The sequence below is a fragment of the Halorhabdus sp. SVX81 genome (genome assembly GCF_029207715.1).
Lineage (GTDB): Archaea > Halobacteriota > Halobacteria > Halobacteriales > Haloarculaceae > Halorhabdus.
In genome coordinates, this window is sequence record NZ_CP104322.1 from 1,837,035 (window position 1) to 1,855,506 (window position 18,472).

Below are 18,472 nucleotides of genomic sequence, written 5' to 3' on the forward strand. Positions count from 1 at the left end.
TCCCGGAAACGGAGAGGTCCCTTATGTTTTTGTCGACTGTGAATTCGTCAATCGTCGAAATCGATCAGCTTAACAGGTTTCGTACGCCGAATCGGGGGGATCACTTCCGTCGGCAGTGTCCATCACAGTACGGCACGCCTCGTTTCCGGCCTCATCGACGGCAACAATAGTGACTGTATGCTCGCGCCCGGACGATTCATATGTTCGCGTATTGTTATACGTTTCATCCCCTGACTGGTCTGTGTACGTATCTTGAACCATTCCGGACCGGTTGACGTAAACCGTCGTTTCGGCGAGGTGGTCGTCCGTTGTTTCCCACTCAACCTCGAATGATTCTATAAACTCCCAATAGATGACGACAAAATTGAATTCACTCTCGTCTGCGACCGAGAAGTTCGTAATGCTCGGTGGCGTTGTGTCCACAGTTAACGTGTTGGCCATCGCACTCGCCGTGTTCGAGGCATTGTCGACCGCGGTAATTGTCACTGACTGTGGCCCCTCTGTGGGCGAGGTCCCAACCGAGGTAGTCGCGTTGTAGATTCCATCACCGTCGCGATCAGTGAGCGTGACCGTCCCAGCGTCCAAGGACGACGCGTCGGCTGTGACAGTTGAAACGCCTGAGAATGAATCGGAGACAGTCACTGAGAACGAGACGGAATCACCATCGGTAACGATAGCGTTGCCGTCGCCATCCTGCAGGCTCACATTCTCAATCGTTGGTGCCACCGTATCCACGGAGAGCGTCTGAGAAGTCGTTGCAATTAGACCGAATGTATCAGTTGCTATTAAGGTGACGTTGTAGGTGCCACTACCGGCATACGTGTGGTTGACCACCGGTTCAGTCGTCGTGGTCGTATTGCCATCGTCAAACGCCCACGTGTAGTTGGCAATCGTCCCGTCATCGATCGTCGTTGAGGCATCGAACTGGCACTCATCGCCTTCACAGGCCGACGTGAAGTTTGCATCCGGCGGACTATTGGCCAGCAGCGACCGGGTCGTCGCGTTCGTCGCCCCTGTATCGTCTGTCACATTCAGGGTCACGTTATACCGGCCCGGCGTGGAGTAACTGTGTCTAATGGCTTCACCGCCCCCATCAACCGTGCCATCGCTGTCGAAGTCCCATTCGTAACTGGCAATCGAACCATCGGAATCACCCGAATCGGACGCATCAAACTGGATCTCCTCACCAGTTCCGGGCGCGCTTGGGTTGTAAGTGAAGTTGGGAAGGGGTTCGTACGTGGCTGTGATTGTCGTCACTGTCGTGTTCGTCTCACCACGATTGTCAGTGACTCGTAACCGAACCGTCTGGTTTCCTGGCTGTGTGAACGTATTGGTAATGGTCGAATTGCCGGACCGTTCGTAGTTCCAATCACCGTCGAGATCCCACGCGTAGCCAATAATCGAACCGTCGAGTGCAAACGAATTGCTTGCGTTTACCGTCACACTCTCACCGACAACCGGGACCGTCGATGAAGTCGACATGACAGCCACCGGCCCGGTATCTTGCGTCGGCGGCGGGACATCGAAATCACGGTTATATAGCACGGTGTTCGATGGATCATGAACGACGAAGACGGTAAGCAACGCTGTTGCGTTGTGGGTGTGAGTGACCGTTTCCCCGGGATCGAAACTGCTGTCGGCATCTCCCTGCCGCTCCTGAAATGCGTCCAGCAAGTGGCGTTCCGTATTCGCGGATCGGAGGTGGACCGTGATTTCATCGACTGAAAGATAGGTTCCGCCGTGATGACTCACCGTGACGTTCGAGGCGTCAACGGACACGTTGAGATTTGCCGTCGGCTTTTCCTCCGTGTCGACGGTGCTAAGGATCGTTCCGCCGACGATCATTGCCAGAATGATGATGACTGCGGTCATGAGAACGACACCGACAACTTCCGATTGGGCGCGGGCTTGTTTCATCCTGGGACCCCATCAGTAGTGGTATCCTGGCTGTGCTCAATATCGTGATATCGAAAACGGACGGTCGCGACCCACTTCATGGGTCAGTGCCATCTGCGACTTCACCGGTGATTATGCGACTATCGACAACTGCCCCTGACGAATCGTAGACGAGAATTCCGACTTTGTACGCTGTGCCAGTGCCGCCACCGGGGTTCACATCGACGTTTTTATCGTCTGGGTTCGACTGTCTCGTCGTGGCGGAATCACCATTGTCATTCTCATTCAGAGCGAGCAACTCTACCTGGGAGTAATCGCCCGTATTACCGATCGTATACTCAAAGCGGTAGCGCACTTTGTTGTTCTGTGTATTCGACCGATCGGTGATTGTTGAAGAGCTCAGCGTTGCTGAGGTCCCCGTTGAGAGATCATCATTCTCGGAAACGGGATTTTGCGTGTCCGAAACCGTCGAAATGGTTCGCTGTGCGGCGACATATTCCCCACCACCGTTGTCGTAGATGACTTCGTAGGTAATATCAAACGACGTTCCAGTTCCGCCGGCACTCGTCGAATAGCGAACACTGCCCCGTTGTGTCGTATTGGAGACGGAGCCACTAGCACCACCAGCACTGGTGTCGAAGGCCACATTCACACGTTGGAACGAGCTATTCGCGTTGATTACGTCATAGGACGCAACGAACGTGGGTGCGTTGTTCCGAAAGTCCGTGAGATCGTCAACACGGGCCATGATTGACGGACCGCCAGTCACGTTTCGGACAGCAATATCGATAACATCGCCATCGCCACCACTCACCACTGCAACACTGATCGTCCCGTTATCACGCGCCGTCAGTGTGGTCGACGCGCGACCAGTCGGCCCCGTCGTATTATCGTCGGGCGAAATAGTCCCAATGGACGTATCGTTTACACTGAAATCAGTGATAACACCCTCGAACGATGGGTCTGTCGCAGCGACCAGATCTAAGTTAGCGCTATCACTTGCACCGACGTCCCAAACACAAGAACCGTCCGAACAGGTGATGTTAGCGGAATTTGTACTTTCAGGACCAACCCACGAAACGTTGAACGGACCACCACTACCACCACCGCTTGCATTCCCAGTTTGTGGTGATCTCTCCACGGTTACGTTGACAGAGACGTTTTCCGGCGTAGTGGAGTCAAACGGATTCCCGATCGATTCCAGACTGAACTGAATCTCATGGGTGTCCGGTGTCATCGTTGCCGTGGTATTGTATATGAATGTGATTCGACCGTCAGTATCTGACGTTTCGACGTTCGTGTTGAGCGATCCGGCATTCTGGGGATCAACGCTTCCATTGACGACGACACCCGCCGAGGGATTGTTGAATGCGTCACGAACCTCCAAACTGATCCGTTGACTATCCCCACGAGTGATTGTCTCGCCGTCCCCAGCGATATCTGTCAAATATGCCGCCGACTCCTCACTTGCCCCCGTCGCGACCCCGACTTTCGCCATCTGCAAACGATATTGGCCCGGATCCAGCGTGATCTGCACGCGGGTAAACGGGTCAGGCACAGCAGCAGCATTCGGCGCGGGCGCGACAGTATCCACGTTGGCCTCGTCGTCGAGTAGCGTCGTCCACCGACTGGCCGAGAGCCGGGTCGTCAGATTGAGCGTGATCGGCGACGTGGCGTTGCCCTTGACCAATATTGTCCGGTCTGAACTGCTGATCGGCTGAGTATCGACGGTCGTCGAGGCGCTGCTCGACCGACTCAACGACCCGTTGAGCGTGACCAGCGAGATTCGGTCCCCGGAGATGAGTGACTGTCCTGCCAGCGTCAGGTTCCCGCCACGGAACGTATTGTACAGCAGCGTATTCTCATAAATCGTTGTCGGGGGATCACGATACTGGTTGTAGTCCGGTTCGTAGACGATGCCCCCCGTATTGTACGGGCGTGTCGACCCGTTCCAGACATCGCCCGTCTCCCCGGCGACTGTCGCGTTCGTGATGGTCAGATTCACCCGCGGATCGGTCGTCCCAGCCGTCGACAGTCGGCCGGACGGCGGGGGTGGATTAAGCGCCACTACCCGAGCCGGATACGACGTTCCCAGCGAAATCGTCGTCCCTGTGCCCGACGTGCGCCCGGGCATCGAGACGATTGCGTTTCGGAGGTCCTGGAGTTGTTGTTGGACCTCAACGTTGTGGTCCAGTTCGATCTGTTCGTTCTGCGTCGGGACGATAAACGCCTGATAGAGGGAAAACGCGATCACGAGCACGGCAAACAACAGTACAGCACCGATTTGAATCGCCTGCGCACGCTCGTCGCCCCGGAAGGACATTGTCCCTAGGTGGGCCGGCCGCGGGTAAAAGTTTGTCTGCCGAACCACCGGACCGCTCCGACTCCGGGCCCCGATCCGCCGTTCCGGCTTACTCGTCGTCCTCTTCGACGACTTCCGGGTCGCTCATCGCCGTCTGGAGACTGTCTAGCCCGTTGACCCACTCGGCGACCAGTCCGAACTCCAGGTCGTCGACGACCTCCATCGTCAACTCCTCTTCGTCGGCGATGATCCGCGTCCCGGCTTGCGCACAATACCCCAGGGCAGCGTCCATGTTCTCTTCGGCTTCGGCCTCGCTGGCGGCGGCGATATACTCCGCAACCGACCCGTCGGCGACGCCACCGGCGACGTACTCTTCGGCGGCATAGAAGACACAGACCAGCGAGGTCTGGACGCCGTCGACGACCATCAGCTTCTCCTCGTCGGCGATGTCCACCTCGCCGAGGACGATCTCACGGACGCCCTCGAGTTCCTCGAGTGCCCGCTCGGCTTCGAGTTCGCCGTCCTCGTAGTCAGTGACGATTTTGGCGACAGCGATCGCCGTATCGTCCTGGAGGTTCAACAGGAGACGAGCCGAGTCCTCCTGCTCGGGATCGATATCCTCCGATTCGATCCGCTGGATCCAGTTTTGCCACCGTTCCTCTGTGTAGTACTCCCCCGGCGGAGCGCTCATACCTCTCCGTTCGTGTCTCGGGGGATATGGCTTTCGCTACCGATCACGTGTCACCCGAGACCACTCACCGTCGAGAGTGACCGACACCCCGTCAGTCGAGCAGTTCGAACGCGACAGTCACTTCGGCCTGGTACTCGCGATCGTCGGCGGTCGCCACTTCGACGCCCAGTTGGTCGACCTCGATCCACTGGACGTTCTCCAGCGTATCCTGTGCTCGATCGATCGCGTCGTCTGTCGCCGCGTCGAAGCCGTCGGGACTCGTTCCCACGAGGGTTACCTTTTTGAACACCATAGCGGCAACCACGTGTCCATCACAGGTACCTTCTTCGATACCGACAACTCTGTCCCCGGGTCGGTCCCGACGCCCCGAAGCGGAATCCAGGGACAGCTGAGGAACCCACTCGGCTCGAGTGTAGAAACCGCATCTCCACGCGAGAGGCGTCTTCGAGACGCGCGGCTCGATCGATCTCTTGGCAGTGTGTTCAATACGAAACGTTGAGGCGTCCCCGGGACGGACATAGTGTCGATGACAACGGTGACGGTTCCGATCCGGTATCCACTCAGCGAACACTCGGAGGCGACGCTGGCCAGAGCGATCGACGTCGCCGAGGCGGAGAACGCTGATCTGACGATCTTACACGTCAATCTCTACCAACACAACGGGCACGTCACGCGAGCCGAGCTCAAGTCCGCGGTCGAGGACGTGTTTGGCCATCTGCCGCGGACGCGATACGCGATCCGAACCGGCCTTCTCGTCGAAGAGACCATCCTCGAAGAGGTCGCCGCTGAAGGAGCCGACGTGGTGGTGATTGGAAAGAAACAGGTCGGTCGATGGCGGCGGATGGTCCGGCGGTTGGTGGACGATCCCGACGTCGCAACCTTCCTCGAAACCGAACTTGACTGTCGGATCGTGACTGCTTCAGTCGAGTAGCCAATCGACGTCTCTCGACCGAGCTCCAAACGCCTGCACACCAATCACTCGGAGCGGTCGCGATACTCTTGGCGTTCGTCGTCGACAGCCGCCTCGCTAGATGGGGGCTGTCTTCCAGGTTACTCCGAGACTCCTTCGTCGTGACTGACCCGCAACTGGCCACTTGTATCATCAAACATCAAGTGGGAGTGAGGATAGGCGATCTCAACGTCCAGATCCTCGATCGCGTCCCAGAGCGCAGTCTGTATCTGTGACCTGACTGCTTGCATCCGGTATGGTTCTTCGATCCAGTACCGGAGAGTCAGATTAATGCCATGATCGCCGAATTCGGCAATCTGGCAGACTGGACTCGCTGGATACCGGGCGGCCCCAACTCGGATGTCCGGCCCGCCGCCGATGACGCCCTCGACCGACCGGGCTGCCTGGACGAAGCGCTCGCGTGCCAGTTCCAGATCACTTTCGTATGTGACCACAATGTCGATCGATTCCCGAACGCGCGCGTCCTCTGCGGAGTAATTAACGACATCCCGCTCGCGGATCGTCCCGTTCGGGATAACCAGAAACGTATTGTCCAGCGTGAATATCTTGGTGTATCGCAGTGTGATATCTTCGACGAACCCGCGCTGACCTGTGTCGGCCAGTTCGACCATGTCGCCGATCTCGTAGGGTTGATCGGCCAGCAGGAAGACGCCGCTGATGACGCTGCCGACAATTGGGGCGAGGATGACACCGATGACAGCGGAAAAGACAGTCACCGAGAGGGCGATATCCCCCAGTTTGAGTCCAAAGATGCGAAGGATCACAAGGAGCGCGAGGATGAACACGCCGGCTCGAATCCCGCGAATGAACGCCCGAGTCAGGCTTGGCCGTCGAAACTGGCGCGCGATCCGCCGGCCGAGCAATTCGATCAGTAGTCGGCTGGCGGCCCAGGCAAGTCCAAGGACAACGACGACAGAGACCAAATCGAGAGTCCACCCAGGGATCCACGTCGGAATCCACTCCAATGCCTGGACCGGATTGGCGGCCTCGGTGGTCGTGGCTCCAAGCACGTCGATCCACCCGACGGCCACCGGTTGCATGCGAAAATCGACACCCCGATAGCTGAAAAGGGTTGTGTTGACGGGTACTGGAATCGAGAGCAAGGGGCACTGGCATCGATCTGGCAAGCAGGGCGAACAGTCTTTTTATCGCCACGGGTACAAGGGAACCTGTGATGGAACCGGCCACTGCGACGGGTTGGGACGAACGCGGGATCTCGGAGATGACTGCGGTCGTCACGCTCGTCGGCATCGCGTTCATTCTCGTGGCCGGAGTGGGGATCAGTGCGTTCCTGTTTGTGGGCGATACATCCGGGCCACCCCAGGCCAACTTCACGTACACGTTCAACGAACAGGGTGGCTTTCTCATCATCGAGCACGATCGTGGAGACGAATTCAGGAGCGGTGATCTCTATATCGCGGGTTCAAACAACAACGTCACGTGGGCTGCACTGGCCGAATCAAACGAATCGGCCCTGGTGACGCCGGGCGATACGGTCCCGGTCAGTGAACAAAATGCCTACGGGGACCGGATCCGCTCGAGCAGCCGCCTCGAGATCATCTACCACAACGCCACACTGAACCAATCGACCGTCCTCTCACGCTGGAACGGTGACACGGGCATCTAGGCCGGGCAGCGATCACCCTTTGATATTACAGACCGGAAACGTCCGGGCGACCCGATCGCCGATCCCGAGTTCGTCGGAGATGCGCACGACCTCGTCGACGTCCTTGTAGACGCCCGGGGCCTCCTCGGCGACGGTCGCGCCGCTCTCGGCTTTGACGTAGATCTGCTCCTGATCGCGGAGGTCGTCCTGGACATCCTCGCCCCAGTAGGTGTTCTTGGCTTCCGTCCGGGACATGAGCCGGCCCGCGCCGTGGGCCGTCGAACCGAACGTCTCCGCCATCGAATGCTCGCCGCCACGGAGGACGTAACTCCCGGCCCCCATGCTCCCGGGGATGATGACCGGCTGGCCGACGTCGCGGTAGGCGGCCGGGATTTCCGGGTGACCGGCGGGAAACGCGCGCGTCGCGCCCTTCCGGTGGACGAAGAGTTCCCGATCCTCGCCCTCAATGGTATGGGTCTCCTTCTTGGCGATGTTGTGGGCGACGTCGTACAGCAGTTCCATCTCCATATCGCGCCAATCCCGGTCGAAGACGTCGGCAAAGACCTCCCTGGTTCGGTGCATGATGAGCTGGCGGTTGACCCACGCGAAGTTGATCGCGGCGTTCATCGCCCCGTAGTACGCCTCGGCGAGATGGCTCCCGGCGGGCGCGGCCGCGAGTTCCTTGTCCGGCAACTGCGAGAGCAGTCCCTGGTGGGTCTGTTCGATCTCCCGAAGGTAGTCGGTACAGACCTGGTGGCCCAGGCCGCGTGAGCCACAGTGAATCAGGACGACGATCTGGTCTTCGCTGAGACCGAAAGATTCGGCGACGTCCTCGCGATAGACGTCCGTGACGCGCTGGACTTCCAGGAAGTGATTCCCGCTGCCCAGACTCCCGAGTTGCTGGCGGCCCCTGTCCTTTGCTTTCTTCGAGACTGCGTCGGGATCTGCCCCCGGCCGGACCCCCTCGTCCTCGCAGTGGGCGAGATCGTCTTCGACGGCGTAGCCCTCGTCGAGCGCCCACTCGACGCCGCGTGTGAGGACTTCCTCCAGTGTGTCGACGTCGGTCTGGACGACGCCGCCACCGCCCAACCCCGACGGGATCGCCTCGAACAGCGCGTCGACGAGTTGCTCCTCGCGACCCTGAATGTCGCTGTACGTAAGGTTAGTTTTCAACATCCTTACGCCGCAATTAATATCGTAACCAACCGCTCCAGGCGATATAACGCCGGTTTCGGCGTCGATGCCGGCGACGCCGCCGACCGGGAACCCATACCCCTGGTGGGCGTCGGGCATCGCGAGGGCGTACTGCTGGATCCCGGGGAGGTGGGTAGTGTTCTTGAGTTGCTGCAGAGAGAGGTCGTCGCTGATCTCGTCGAGGAGTTCCTCGCTGGCGAGGACCCGCGCGGGAACGCGCATGTCGCCTTCCTGTGGCATCTCCCAGACGTACTCGCGTACCTTCTCCAGGGTGAACTCACCGGCGTCGTAGGTAGTCATACACGTGGGTACAACCTGTGGCAGCAAGTAAGGTTCGAAGCGGGAGACGGCGTCGGATCGACAGAAACGCGGCGGCGAGACGGCCGTTATTCGAGATCGAACCGATCGAGTTGCATGACCTTGCTCCAGGTGTCGACGAAGTCCGAGACGAACTGCTCCTCGCCGTCCTCGGCGGCGTACGCCTGCGAGACGGCACGAAGTCGGGCGTTCGACCCGAAAATGAGATCGACACGCGAGCCTGTCCACTCGACCGCACCCGTCTCGCGGTCACGGATCTCGTAGACGTTCTCGTCGTCGGTCCCTTCCCACTCGTAGTCCATGTCGAGGACGTTCACGAAGAAGTCATTCGTGAGCGTGCCGGGCTGATCGGTGAAAACGCCCTTCTCGGTGTCGCCGTAGGTCGCGCCCAACTGGCGCATGCCGCCGAGGAGGACCGTCATCTCGGGGACGGTCAGGTTCAACAACTCGGCGTTGTCCACCAGGATCTCTTCGGGCTTGCGGTCGGCCTCTTCGCCGACGTAATTGCGGAAGCCGTCGGCTTCGGGCTTCAGCGCCTCGAAGGACTCGACGTCAGTCTGCTCGGGCTCGGCGTCGGTCCGGCCGGGCTCGAAGGGCACCGTCACGTCGTAGCCGGCGTCCGCAGCGGCCTCCTCGATGGCGGCGTTCCCGCCCAGGACGATCAGGTCCGCGAGCGAGACACGGACGTCGTCGGACCGGGAGTCGTTGAACTCGGCCTGGATGTCCTCGTACGTCGAGAGGACCGTCTCCAGCTCGTCGGGCTCGTTGACCGCCCAGCTCTTCTGGGGTTCCAGTCGGATCCGAGCACCGTTGGCACCGCCGCGCTTGTCGCTGTCGCGGTACGTCGAGGCAGCGGCCCAGGCGGTCTTGACCAGCTGGGAGCGGGAGAGCTCCGAGTCGAGGATCGTTGCTTTGAGTTCCGCGACCGCATCCTCCCCGATCAGATCGTAGTCGGCGTCCGGCAGGGGATCCTGCCAGATCATGGTCTCGTCTGGGACTTCCGGACCGAGGAAGCGCTCGGGCGGGCCCATGTCGCGGTGGATCAGCTTGTACCACGCCTTCGCGAAGTTGATCCCGAACTCCATCATGTTGTCCTGGTAGCGTTCGAGGATCTCCCGGTAATCCGGATCGCGCTTCAGCGCGATGTCGGTCGTGAGCATCATCACGTCCTCCTTGTCGTCGGAGTCCTCGACGCCGGGGGCGGACTCGTCGAGTTCGCCGTTCTGGGTGGTCCACTGCCACGCGCCGCCGGGGCCCTTCTCGGGCCACCACTGGTACTCGAGAAGGTTGTCGATGTAGCCCATGTCCCACTCGGTCGGCGTGGTGTTCCAAGGCCCCTCGATTCCGCTGGTGATGGTGTCCGCGCCCTTGCCCGAGCCGTACTCGTTGTCCCAGCCGAGCCCTTGCTCTTCGATCGGGGCATCCGCGGGCTCGGGACCGAGGTGGTCACCGGAGTCGGCACCGTGAACTTTCCCGAACGTGTGGCCGCCGGCGATGAGCGCGACCGTCTCCTCGTCGTTCATCGCCATCCGGCTGAAGGACTCGCGGATGTTCTCCGCCGAGGCCTCCGGGGCGGGCTCGCCGTCCGGCCCCTCCGGGTTCACGTAGATGAGCCCCATGACAGTCGCCCCGAGCGGATTCTCGAGTTCGCCGTCTTCGAAGCGCTCGGAGGACTCCATCTCCATTTCCGGGCCCCAGTCGACCGACTCGTCGGGGGCGAAGTCGTCTTCACGTCCGCCAGCGAAGCCGAACGTCTCGAAGCCCATCGACTCCATGGCGACGTTGCCGGCCAGAACGATCAGGTCAGCCCACGAGAGCTTCCGGCCGTACTTTTGCTTGATCGGCCAGAGGAGTCGACGCGCCTTGTCGAGATTCGCGTTGTCCGGCCAGCTGTCAAGCGGCGGGAACCGCTGTCTCCCGCCAGCGGCCCCACCACGGCCGTCCGTGGTCCGGTACGTCCCGGCACTGTGCCAGGCCATTCGGATGAAGAGGGGACCATAGTGGCCGTAATCGGCCGGCCACCAGTCCTTCGAATCGGTCATCAGTTCCTCTAGATCCGCCTTCACCGCTTCGAGATCGAGTTCTTCGAACGCGTCGGCGTAATCGAAGTCCGCGTCGTACGGACTGACGTCGCGAGCGTTCTGATCCAGAATTGTCAGGTCAAGCTGGGTTGGCCACCAGTCTTGGGTACTCCTTCGCATCACCAGATGAACGGGCCAAACGCACATTAATTTTGGCTTTGGCGAGGTTGTCTTCGCCGAGCCCAAAGAAATACACGCTGTTTAATAATCCTCGCCATCGGTTGGCCCTTCCCCCGTCCGGGAGAAATGCCGCCGGAAAATTCGCCGTCCTCGTCGTCTCTCTGTCGGTGCTGGAACTGATGCGGGATGGATTTCGACGGCGACCGGTCTCATGTCGACAAGTCGTCGATCAACAACGGACAGCCGGCATGCATCGCTCCGATCAGACATCGAAGACGACGTAGGCGTGCCAGCCCTCATCAGTTGCTTCGAGGACCATTTCCGAGTACGTGACGGCCTTGACCTCACGGGCGGAAATCGCGTCCAGTGGGACGCCCCGAGCGCTGGCACGGACGTGCCAGTCATCGCCGGTTCGGTCGACTGTCGCCCGGTTGTCGACCGGAAGGACGCCCCGCATATCACGCTGATAGATGAGTTCGTCCAGATAATCGAACAGTGCCGACTCCCGACTCTCGGCGCTCACGTCGACCTCGAAGCGCTCGCCGTGGCGAGGGACGTCTGCACACATCGCCGCGGCCAGGCCGTCGGCTGTCGCGCCAAAGGCGTCACCGAGAGTTTCGCCGGTCGATTCGACTGCCACGTCCGCCGTGTGCTCGCGCAGGTCGAAACTCATGTGTGGTCCTCTCCTCCGTCATCGGCTCGGGACGGTTGCTCTGCAGCCGCGTCGTCAGTTTCGGACGCAGTTCCCGATAGCCACTCCGTCCCGACGATCCCGTCCGGCAGGCTGTCGGGATACTCGATGGAATCCGCGTCGGCGGTCGCGGTCTCACCGACGGCGACGCCGCTGGTCATGATGGCCTTGAGCCCCTCCTCGACGCTCATATCGACATCGATACATCGATCCGGTGTGACGTGGAGGACGTATCCACCCATGAGCGGGTTCGGAGCCAGCGGCACGTAGATCGTCAACATCCCTTCGTGGCCAGTGTCCTGTTGGATCCCCTCGGGCGTCTCGGCCGTCACGAATCCGGTCGCGTAGGACCCTTCCGTCGGGAACTCGACGAGTTTGATCTCCTGAAAGCTCTCCGTATCCGCGTCCAGCACCAGTTCGCTCATCTCGTTGAACGTCTGATAGACGCTGCCGATACCGGGAATCGTTCCCATCGCACGGTCAAAGCGCTGCTCGACAGCCGCCGCGCCGGAGTACGCCTCCGCAAGAAAGCCGACGAACCCGATGAGCAGAATCACGGCACCAAGCGAGATGATCTGAAGCAGTATCACCGGAGTGTTCCCACCGAGGCCGAGAACGCTTTGGAGTGTCCCCGTCAGTGGTTGCAGTATCCCGAAGATGAACCCCCAGACGAAGCTCACAACCACCACGGTAATCAACAGCGGGATGGTGAGCGTCAATCCGGTTACCAGCGCCTGCTTGACCCGGTCGCGGATATCTGTCGGGTGAGATGGCTGGATAGAACTCGACATATCCGACCAATTAGCTGCAGCCACCGAAAGCGTTGTGGCCACGGGATCGACGGGTCGGTCGCCTGCCCCCAGCGACAGCAGGAGCGGATGCGAACCCGACAGTATCGACGTCCATGTTACCGACGGCTTTCCCACTCCGCCGTTCGTGTCGGAAAGAAGACGGTCGGCTTAAACGTTATATAGATCAAGATCATACCCCTGCGTAGTGAGCGTCACTGTCGAAGCGACACGGGTCGAACGTGGCGACGACGAGTTCGTCGATGCCGCGTGGAACCTCAAGGAGCATATCAGATCCGAGGAGGGAATCTTACGACAGCGGCGTCGATTCTTCGAGAACGCCTATCGACGCTCGACAACATACCTCTATTACGATGGGGGCCACGACCCGGACCTCATCGGGTTCGCAGCGGTCCGTCGTGACGGCTACATTCTCTTTCTCGCAGTCGATCCGGCCTATCGCAACGAGGGGTTCGGGAAGCGCCTCATCGCACGGGCCGTCGGAGATTATGAATCCGTCTCCTGTCACGCGCGAACGACTAATCAGTCCGCTATGCAGTTCTACCGCCACATCGGTTTCGAAGTCGAGCGGCGGATCGACAACTACTACGAAGACGGCGGGGACGCCTACTACCTCACACTTGGCAACGACGACGGGATCATCGATCGGCTCCAGGGTCTGTTGACTCGATAGGATCGGACAGTCCAATGGTTCGATGACTGGCGAGCGCGCGGTGTAGACGTCAACGCCCCCCGCGTTGCGGGCCCGACCGACAATCATTTTCCTCCCCTCCGCGAACCCGGGAGCGATGGAGGAGCGAACCCGCGCGTATCTCCGGGGCCGGTTCGGCGATCATTATCGACGAACCGATCCGCTACCGCCGCCGGACGCCCACGAACGCGAATGGGGCTACATCCCCTGGACCGACAGCCCCGGCGAAACGATGGTTCGCCACCAGTCGCTGCTTGACCTCGGCGACCTCGAATCGTTCCTCGCCAGGGAACGACCACGGCACGTCTACTTTTCGGCCGGCCGATACGCCGACCCGGGGGCCGGGTCGATGAGCGCCAAGGACTGGCGCGGGTCGGACGTCGTCTTCGATCTGGACGCCGATCACCTGCCGTCGGTCGATCCCACCCAGGCCACCTACGCCGAGATGCTCGCTGCCTGCAAGGACGCTCTCTTTCGACTGCTTGACTTCCTGGAGGACGACTTCGGGTTCGATGACCTGACGATCGTCTTCTCGGGCGGTCGCGGGTACCACGTCCACGTCCGCGACGAGGGGATTCAACAGCTTGAACGTGAGGCCAGGCGTGAAATCGTCGATTACGTTCGTGGGATCGGCCTCGATCTGGATGGCCTCGTGACGACGGAGATGCGGGGGAACGTGACGGCCCGAACGCTCCGGACTGAAGGGGGCTGGGGGGAACGCGTCCACGACGAGTTGCTCGCCTTCGTCGACGAAGTCGAGTCGCTCGAGGAAGACCGGGCGATGGAACGACTACAGGAGCTGGAAGGGATCGGCGAAGGACGGGCGAAGACGATCCATGGCGCGATCGAGGAAAACCGCGCGGCGATCGAAGACGGAAACATGGAGGCGGGCGGCCCGGGGATCCGCAAGCTCGTCGAGGCGATCACCGGGGACGTCATCGAGGGGCAAAACGCACCGATCGACGAACCGGTCACGACCGACACGAACCGGCTCATCCGACTGCCGGGTAGCCTTCACGGCGGCAGTGGCCTCGCCGTGCGGAAGCTCCCGCGGGATGAACTTGCGGAGTTCGACCCGCTGGTCGACGCCGTCCCGGAGACGTTTGTGGGCCACGACATCACCGTCGAAGTGACAGATCCCGGTGAGGTCGAGCTCGGTGGCGATAGCTTTACACTCCCGGAGGGAGTTACTTCCGTTCCGGAGTACCTCGGCGTGTTCCTCATGAGTCGTGGACGCGCCGAGAAGGGCCAGGAATAAGCTGGAGTCGCCGAAAATCATGGACTTAGACGAGATCCAATCGGTACAGAGTCGCGAGCGCCAGACCGACAGCCTCCAGCAGCTTCGCGATTCGTTTTACGAGGAGGCGGGGCAGTTCGTCCGCTCGTTGCGGGCCGAGCGCGAGCGCGCGGCCGAGGCCGCCGACGATCCGTTCGACTCCCCGAAGGTCACCCGCCTCTCAGATGACATCGACACCGCCGAGCAAACGCTGCAGGCCATCTACGAACGCCGCGTCGGCAAAGTCGTCAAGATGGCGTCGCTCGCGGCCGCGGACATGCCAACTGAGGAGGAGGGGCTGACCACCGAGGAGCGCGATCTCTTCGCTGACCTGGTGAGTTCGATCGAATCGAATCGCCAGCGCGTCTTCGACGTCCTGGACGGAGACTCCATGTCCGTCGCCGGCAATTCGGAACCGGAACCGTCCGTCGAAGATTCCCCACCGAGTGTGACCGACGAAGGCGTCACTGCACAACCCGACACTGCCGGGTCGACGACAGCCAGCCAGGAGCCGGCTGTCCCGCCGATGGAACCCGACGAAGACGGTCCAACCCCGGAGAGTGACGAGGTGCCCGCGGCGGAGTTGATGGGCACCGACTCGACGCCCGAGGCGAGTCCAGCCGATCCGGACGTGACCAGCCCGTCAGCGCCGGCCGAGAACGCGAAAGCGCCGGCAGCCGGGTCGAATGATGACGGATCCGACCCGACGACGCGGCGTGACGGCGGTCCGCCGGATTCGACGGACGGCGGCGTCGAGCGGACGACCGTTCGAATCACCAGCGATGTCGGAGAGATTCTCGGTGTCGACGACCGGACGTACGATCTGGTGGCCGAAGACGTCGTGACGCTGCCGGCGACAAACGCCGAACCCCTGGTCGAGCGCGGCGTCGCGGAGACGCTCCAGTAGTCTCTTGCTGTGAAGGTCGTTTTCGAAGACTGCAGCGGTACTGAGTTGTGAAATCCGCAGTGTCAGTCCGCTTGGTCCCGGGATCCGATCCGCACGTCCAGCGTCTCGGTCGTCCCGTCCCGCCAGACCTGAATCGCTGCCGGTTGTCCAACTCGAGTTTCGAGCGCCAGGGCACTGGCCAGTTGCTGGGTGGTCGGGGTCGGCTCGCCTTCGATACGGGTAATCACGTCGCCACCGACCGGGATTGGCCGTCCATTGATCGACACGTCGTCGGTCGCCCCCCGGAGAACCCCGTCCGACGGCCCGTCGTCAACGACCTGCGTGACGTAGACGCCCGAGGTCTCCGGAAGATCGTTAGCCTCCGCCACGGCGGGTGTGACGTCCCGAAGCCCGATGCCGAGGTAGGGGTGAGCGTACGATCCTGTCTCGATCAGACTCGGGACCACCCTGGTGGTCAGCGCACTGGAGATCGCCAGCCCGATATTGTCGCCCTGGCCGGCACTGATGACGCCGACGACCTCGCCCTGGAGAGTCACCAGCGGGCCGCCACTGTTGCCCGGGTTGACGGCGGCGTCCGTCTGAATCGTATCGGGGATCGAGAACCTGTTCGGCCCCTCAAGCGTCCGGTCGACGCCACTGACGATACCCGCGGAAACCGACCCCGAGAGGCCATACGGGTTCCCGATAGCGACCACTTCGGTTCCGATGGCGGGTTCACGTTCGACAAAGGATACCGGGTCGGCGGCCGGTGGATGGTCCCCGACGGATAGAACCGCGAGGTCGCTATGGGTGTCGGTCCCGACGATGGACGCCTCTCGCCAGCCGGTCGACGGATACCGGACGTACAGGTCTTGGGCGTCCGCGACGACGTGTTCGTTCGTGACGAGATGGCTTTCGTCGTAGACAAAGCCGGTTCCGGTCCCCGCCGACCCGAAGGTCGTGATGACCCTGATCTGAACGACCGAATCGCTGATTGAACGGTACACGTCAGTGTATCGCGACTGGGTGTCCGCATCGAGTCGGGTTGCGTCCAATCCCGGATCGTCGCCCGCGGACGACACCGGATCGGTCGTCTCGGCCGACGGCGAGTCCGCACAGCCGGCGGTGCCGAGTGCGGTTGCCGCACCGAGCAGACCGAGAAACCGTCGGCGAGACAGTCCCTGCGGTGACATAGGCAATGCTAGTCGTAAACGCGCATAAACGCTTGGCTGGCGACAGGTTCTTGGGGGTAGCTGTCACACCCCACGAGAGGCCCACCTATGCTGCCGAGCCACCGAGGATTAAGTATCTCTCGGGCGTATCAGTTCCTGACCCATGAAACTCACCTGGCACGGTCATTCGACCTGGAGTGTCGAACTCGCAAACACGCGCTTGTTGATCGACCCCTTTTTCGACAACCCGAAGACTTCGCTGTCGCCCGCGGATGTCGAGAGCCCCGACTTCGTGCTGTTGACCCACGGGCACGCCGACCATATCGCCGACGTCGGTGCGTTCCCGGACGCGACCGTCGTCGCGACGCCGGAACTCGCCGGTTACATCGAGAACGAGCACGGCAACGAGACCGTCGGGATGAACCTCGGCGGGACGGTCGCGGCCGGCGACGCCTTCGTGACGATGCATCGGGCCGACCACACTAACGGCATCAACACGTCCAACGAAATCGGCTCAGCCGGGATGCCCGCCGGGTTCGTGATCTCCGACGCCGAACCGAGCCGGACCACTACCGAGGATGCCACAGCGTTCTACCACGCCGGCGACACCGGGCTGATGTCGGAAATGCGCGACGTGATCGGGCCGTTCCTCGAACCCGACGCCGCGGCCGTCCCGATCGGCGATCATTTCACGATGGGACCGGAGCAGGCCGCCGTCGCCGTCGACTGGCTCGACGTCGAGTACGCCTTCCCGATGCACTACGACACGTTCCCGCCGATCGAACAGGACGCCGAGGCGTTCGCCCGCGAGGTCAAAGCCGTCGGCAGCGACGCAGACGTCCACGTCCTCGACGGCGACGGAACGTTCGAGCTCTAAGTGGGGACGCCACCGGGATCTGGACCGCACTTACAGCGTCGATTCGGTGTCGATGCCGTAGACGGCGGCGGGTGTCTCGACGTGGGCTGTCCGGATCGCGTCGTCGTAGCCGTCCGCCCGCAGCCACTCGACGCGCCGGGGGACGGTCTTCGGGCCGAGCACCGCCCCTGGTCGATCGGGATCGTCGATGAAGTCGGTCTCCATCAGGAACGGTTCGTTCTCCTCGATGGCGATCTCCAGCTCGTCTTTGTTCGAGAGGACGCTCTTGGTCGGCCCGTCGAGGCGGCCTTCCGAGTAGTGCTTGACGACACGCTTGGCCGGCAGCCCCCGATCTTCAGCCCACTCGGCCACCTCGGTGAAGTCCTGGCCACCTTCGGTGTGAAGCTGGACGGCGCAGCCGGTTTCGGCACCCAACTCGAAGGCGTGTTTCATCACATCGTTCGAGGCTTCCCAGACCGGGTCGCCCACGTCGTAGTGTGGCCGCCCGGATTTGAGTGCGAGCGCCGGGCCGTCGGCGACGTACTCGGCGGCAACGTCAAGGCCCGCCTGCATGATGTTGCCTGCTTCTTCAGGAGTGTACCCCCGCCCCGTCAGCTTCGAGATCAATGCGGGATGGACGCCCAGAACCGGCCAGGCGCGTCCCGGGAGTACTTCCGTGGCCCGCTCGACGGCGTCGATGGTCGTCTCGAACACCGCTCTGAAAATCGCCTCGTCGTCGCCGACATCTTCGAGCATCCAGGAGGGTTTGTTGACGACCAGTAGGTGCGTGCCGCCGGCCCTGGCGAAGTCCTCGACGGCGTCGATCCCGCGGCCGTGTTCGGGATCGAGATGCAGGTGATTATCCAGGATCGGCGTGTCGGACTCGTCAGTCATACCCGAAACTGGGGGTGTT

Annotated in this window: 17 protein-coding genes; 6 read left to right on the forward strand and 11 right to left on the reverse strand. The window is 61.5% G+C overall.

Annotated features, from left to right (window positions below; all coding sequences use genetic code 11):
- Positions 1-69: 69 nt before the first annotated feature.
- The 4 genes from SVXhr_RS09125 to SVXhr_RS09140 all read right to left on the reverse strand — a co-directional run bounded on the left by SVXhr_RS09125 (position 70) and on the right by SVXhr_RS09140 (position 5,181).
- The gene (locus tag SVXhr_RS09125) at positions 70-1,917 is read right to left on the reverse strand and encodes a PKD domain-containing protein (RefSeq protein WP_275736900.1); all 1,848 of its coding nucleotides are present in this window, start codon (positions 1,915-1,917) and stop codon (positions 70-72) included.
- 76 nt (positions 1,918-1,993) lie between these two features.
- Positions 1,994-4,219: a hypothetical protein gene (locus SVXhr_RS09130; RefSeq protein ID WP_275736901.1), complete on the reverse strand. Its 2,226-nt coding sequence runs from the start codon at positions 4,217-4,219 to the stop codon at positions 1,994-1,996.
- Positions 4,220-4,307: 88 nt separating this feature from the next.
- Complete coding sequence (locus tag SVXhr_RS09135) at positions 4,308-4,889, reverse strand: DUF2150 family protein (RefSeq protein WP_275736902.1); 582 nt, start codon at positions 4,887-4,889, stop codon at positions 4,308-4,310.
- Between the two features lie 91 nt (positions 4,890-4,980).
- The gene (locus tag SVXhr_RS09140; RefSeq protein ID WP_275736903.1) at positions 4,981-5,181 is read right to left on the reverse strand and encodes a dodecin; all 201 of its coding nucleotides are present in this window, start codon (positions 5,179-5,181) and stop codon (positions 4,981-4,983) included.
- A gap of 234 nt (positions 5,182-5,415) precedes the next feature.
- Here SVXhr_RS09140 and SVXhr_RS09145 point away from each other — a divergent pair, with 234 nt between their 5' ends.
- On the forward strand, positions 5,416-5,820 hold the full coding sequence (locus SVXhr_RS09145; protein WP_275736904.1) for a universal stress protein: 405 nt from the start codon (positions 5,416-5,418) through the stop codon (positions 5,818-5,820).
- 119 nt (positions 5,821-5,939) lie between these two features.
- Here SVXhr_RS09145 and SVXhr_RS09150 read toward each other — a convergent pair whose 3' ends face one another.
- Positions 5,940-6,899, reverse strand: coding sequence for a mechanosensitive ion channel family protein (locus SVXhr_RS09150; RefSeq protein WP_275736905.1), 960 nt, complete (start codon positions 6,897-6,899; stop codon positions 5,940-5,942).
- A gap of 134 nt (positions 6,900-7,033) precedes the next feature.
- Here SVXhr_RS09150 and SVXhr_RS09155 point away from each other — a divergent pair, with 134 nt between their 5' ends.
- Positions 7,034-7,486 (forward strand): type IV pilin, encoded by a 453-nt coding sequence (locus tag SVXhr_RS09155; protein WP_015790482.1) that lies wholly within the window; start codon positions 7,034-7,036, stop codon positions 7,484-7,486.
- A gap of 12 nt (positions 7,487-7,498) precedes the next feature.
- On the opposite strand, the gene SVXhr_RS09160 is transcribed toward SVXhr_RS09155, so the two are convergent.
- From SVXhr_RS09160 to SVXhr_RS09175, 4 genes are all read right to left on the reverse strand, one after another.
- On the reverse strand, positions 7,499-8,959 hold the full coding sequence (locus tag SVXhr_RS09160; protein WP_275736906.1) for an RtcB family protein: 1,461 nt from the start codon (positions 8,957-8,959) through the stop codon (positions 7,499-7,501).
- Positions 8,960-9,045: 86 nt separating this feature from the next.
- Positions 9,046-11,178 (reverse strand): catalase/peroxidase HPI, encoded by a 2,133-nt coding sequence (gene katG, locus SVXhr_RS09165; protein ID WP_275736907.1) that lies wholly within the window; start codon positions 11,176-11,178, stop codon positions 9,046-9,048.
- A gap of 262 nt (positions 11,179-11,440) precedes the next feature.
- Positions 11,441-11,851: an archease gene (locus SVXhr_RS09170; RefSeq protein ID WP_275736908.1), complete on the reverse strand. Its 411-nt coding sequence runs from the start codon at positions 11,849-11,851 to the stop codon at positions 11,441-11,443.
- Positions 11,848-12,660: a DUF502 domain-containing protein gene (locus tag SVXhr_RS09175; RefSeq protein WP_275736909.1), complete on the reverse strand. Its 813-nt coding sequence runs from the start codon at positions 12,658-12,660 to the stop codon at positions 11,848-11,850. The genes SVXhr_RS09170 and SVXhr_RS09175 overlap by 4 nt, the downstream gene beginning before the upstream one ends.
- A 205-nt stretch (positions 12,661-12,865) precedes the next feature.
- On the opposite strand from SVXhr_RS09175, the gene SVXhr_RS09180 reads away from it, so the two are divergent.
- The 3 genes from SVXhr_RS09180 (at position 12,866) to SVXhr_RS09190 (ending at position 15,552) form a co-directional block, all read left to right on the forward strand.
- The gene (locus SVXhr_RS09180; RefSeq protein WP_275736910.1) at positions 12,866-13,351 is read left to right on the forward strand and encodes an N-acetyltransferase; all 486 of its coding nucleotides are present in this window, start codon (positions 12,866-12,868) and stop codon (positions 13,349-13,351) included.
- A 115-nt stretch (positions 13,352-13,466) separates the two neighbouring features.
- The gene (priS, locus tag SVXhr_RS09185) at positions 13,467-14,627 is read left to right on the forward strand and encodes a DNA primase small subunit PriS (protein WP_275736911.1); all 1,161 of its coding nucleotides are present in this window, start codon (positions 13,467-13,469) and stop codon (positions 14,625-14,627) included.
- A 19-nt stretch (positions 14,628-14,646) separates the two neighbouring features.
- Positions 14,647-15,552: a hypothetical protein gene (locus tag SVXhr_RS09190; RefSeq protein ID WP_275736912.1), complete on the forward strand. Its 906-nt coding sequence runs from the start codon at positions 14,647-14,649 to the stop codon at positions 15,550-15,552.
- A gap of 62 nt (positions 15,553-15,614) precedes the next feature.
- Here the strand turns inward: SVXhr_RS09190 and SVXhr_RS09195 are convergent, their stop codons facing one another.
- Complete coding sequence (locus SVXhr_RS09195) at positions 15,615-16,724, reverse strand: trypsin-like peptidase domain-containing protein (protein WP_275736913.1); 1,110 nt, start codon at positions 16,722-16,724, stop codon at positions 15,615-15,617.
- A 142-nt stretch (positions 16,725-16,866) separates the two neighbouring features.
- Here SVXhr_RS09195 and SVXhr_RS09200 point away from each other — a divergent pair, with 142 nt between their 5' ends.
- Positions 16,867-17,580, forward strand: coding sequence for a metal-dependent hydrolase (locus SVXhr_RS09200; RefSeq protein WP_275736914.1), 714 nt, complete (start codon positions 16,867-16,869; stop codon positions 17,578-17,580).
- 30 nt (positions 17,581-17,610) lie between these two features.
- Here the strand turns inward: SVXhr_RS09200 and SVXhr_RS09205 are convergent, their stop codons facing one another.
- Entirely contained in the window at positions 17,611-18,453 is an 843-nt protein-coding gene (locus SVXhr_RS09205) for a TatD family hydrolase (protein ID WP_275736915.1), read from the reverse strand.
- Positions 18,454-18,472: the final 19 nt, after the last annotated feature.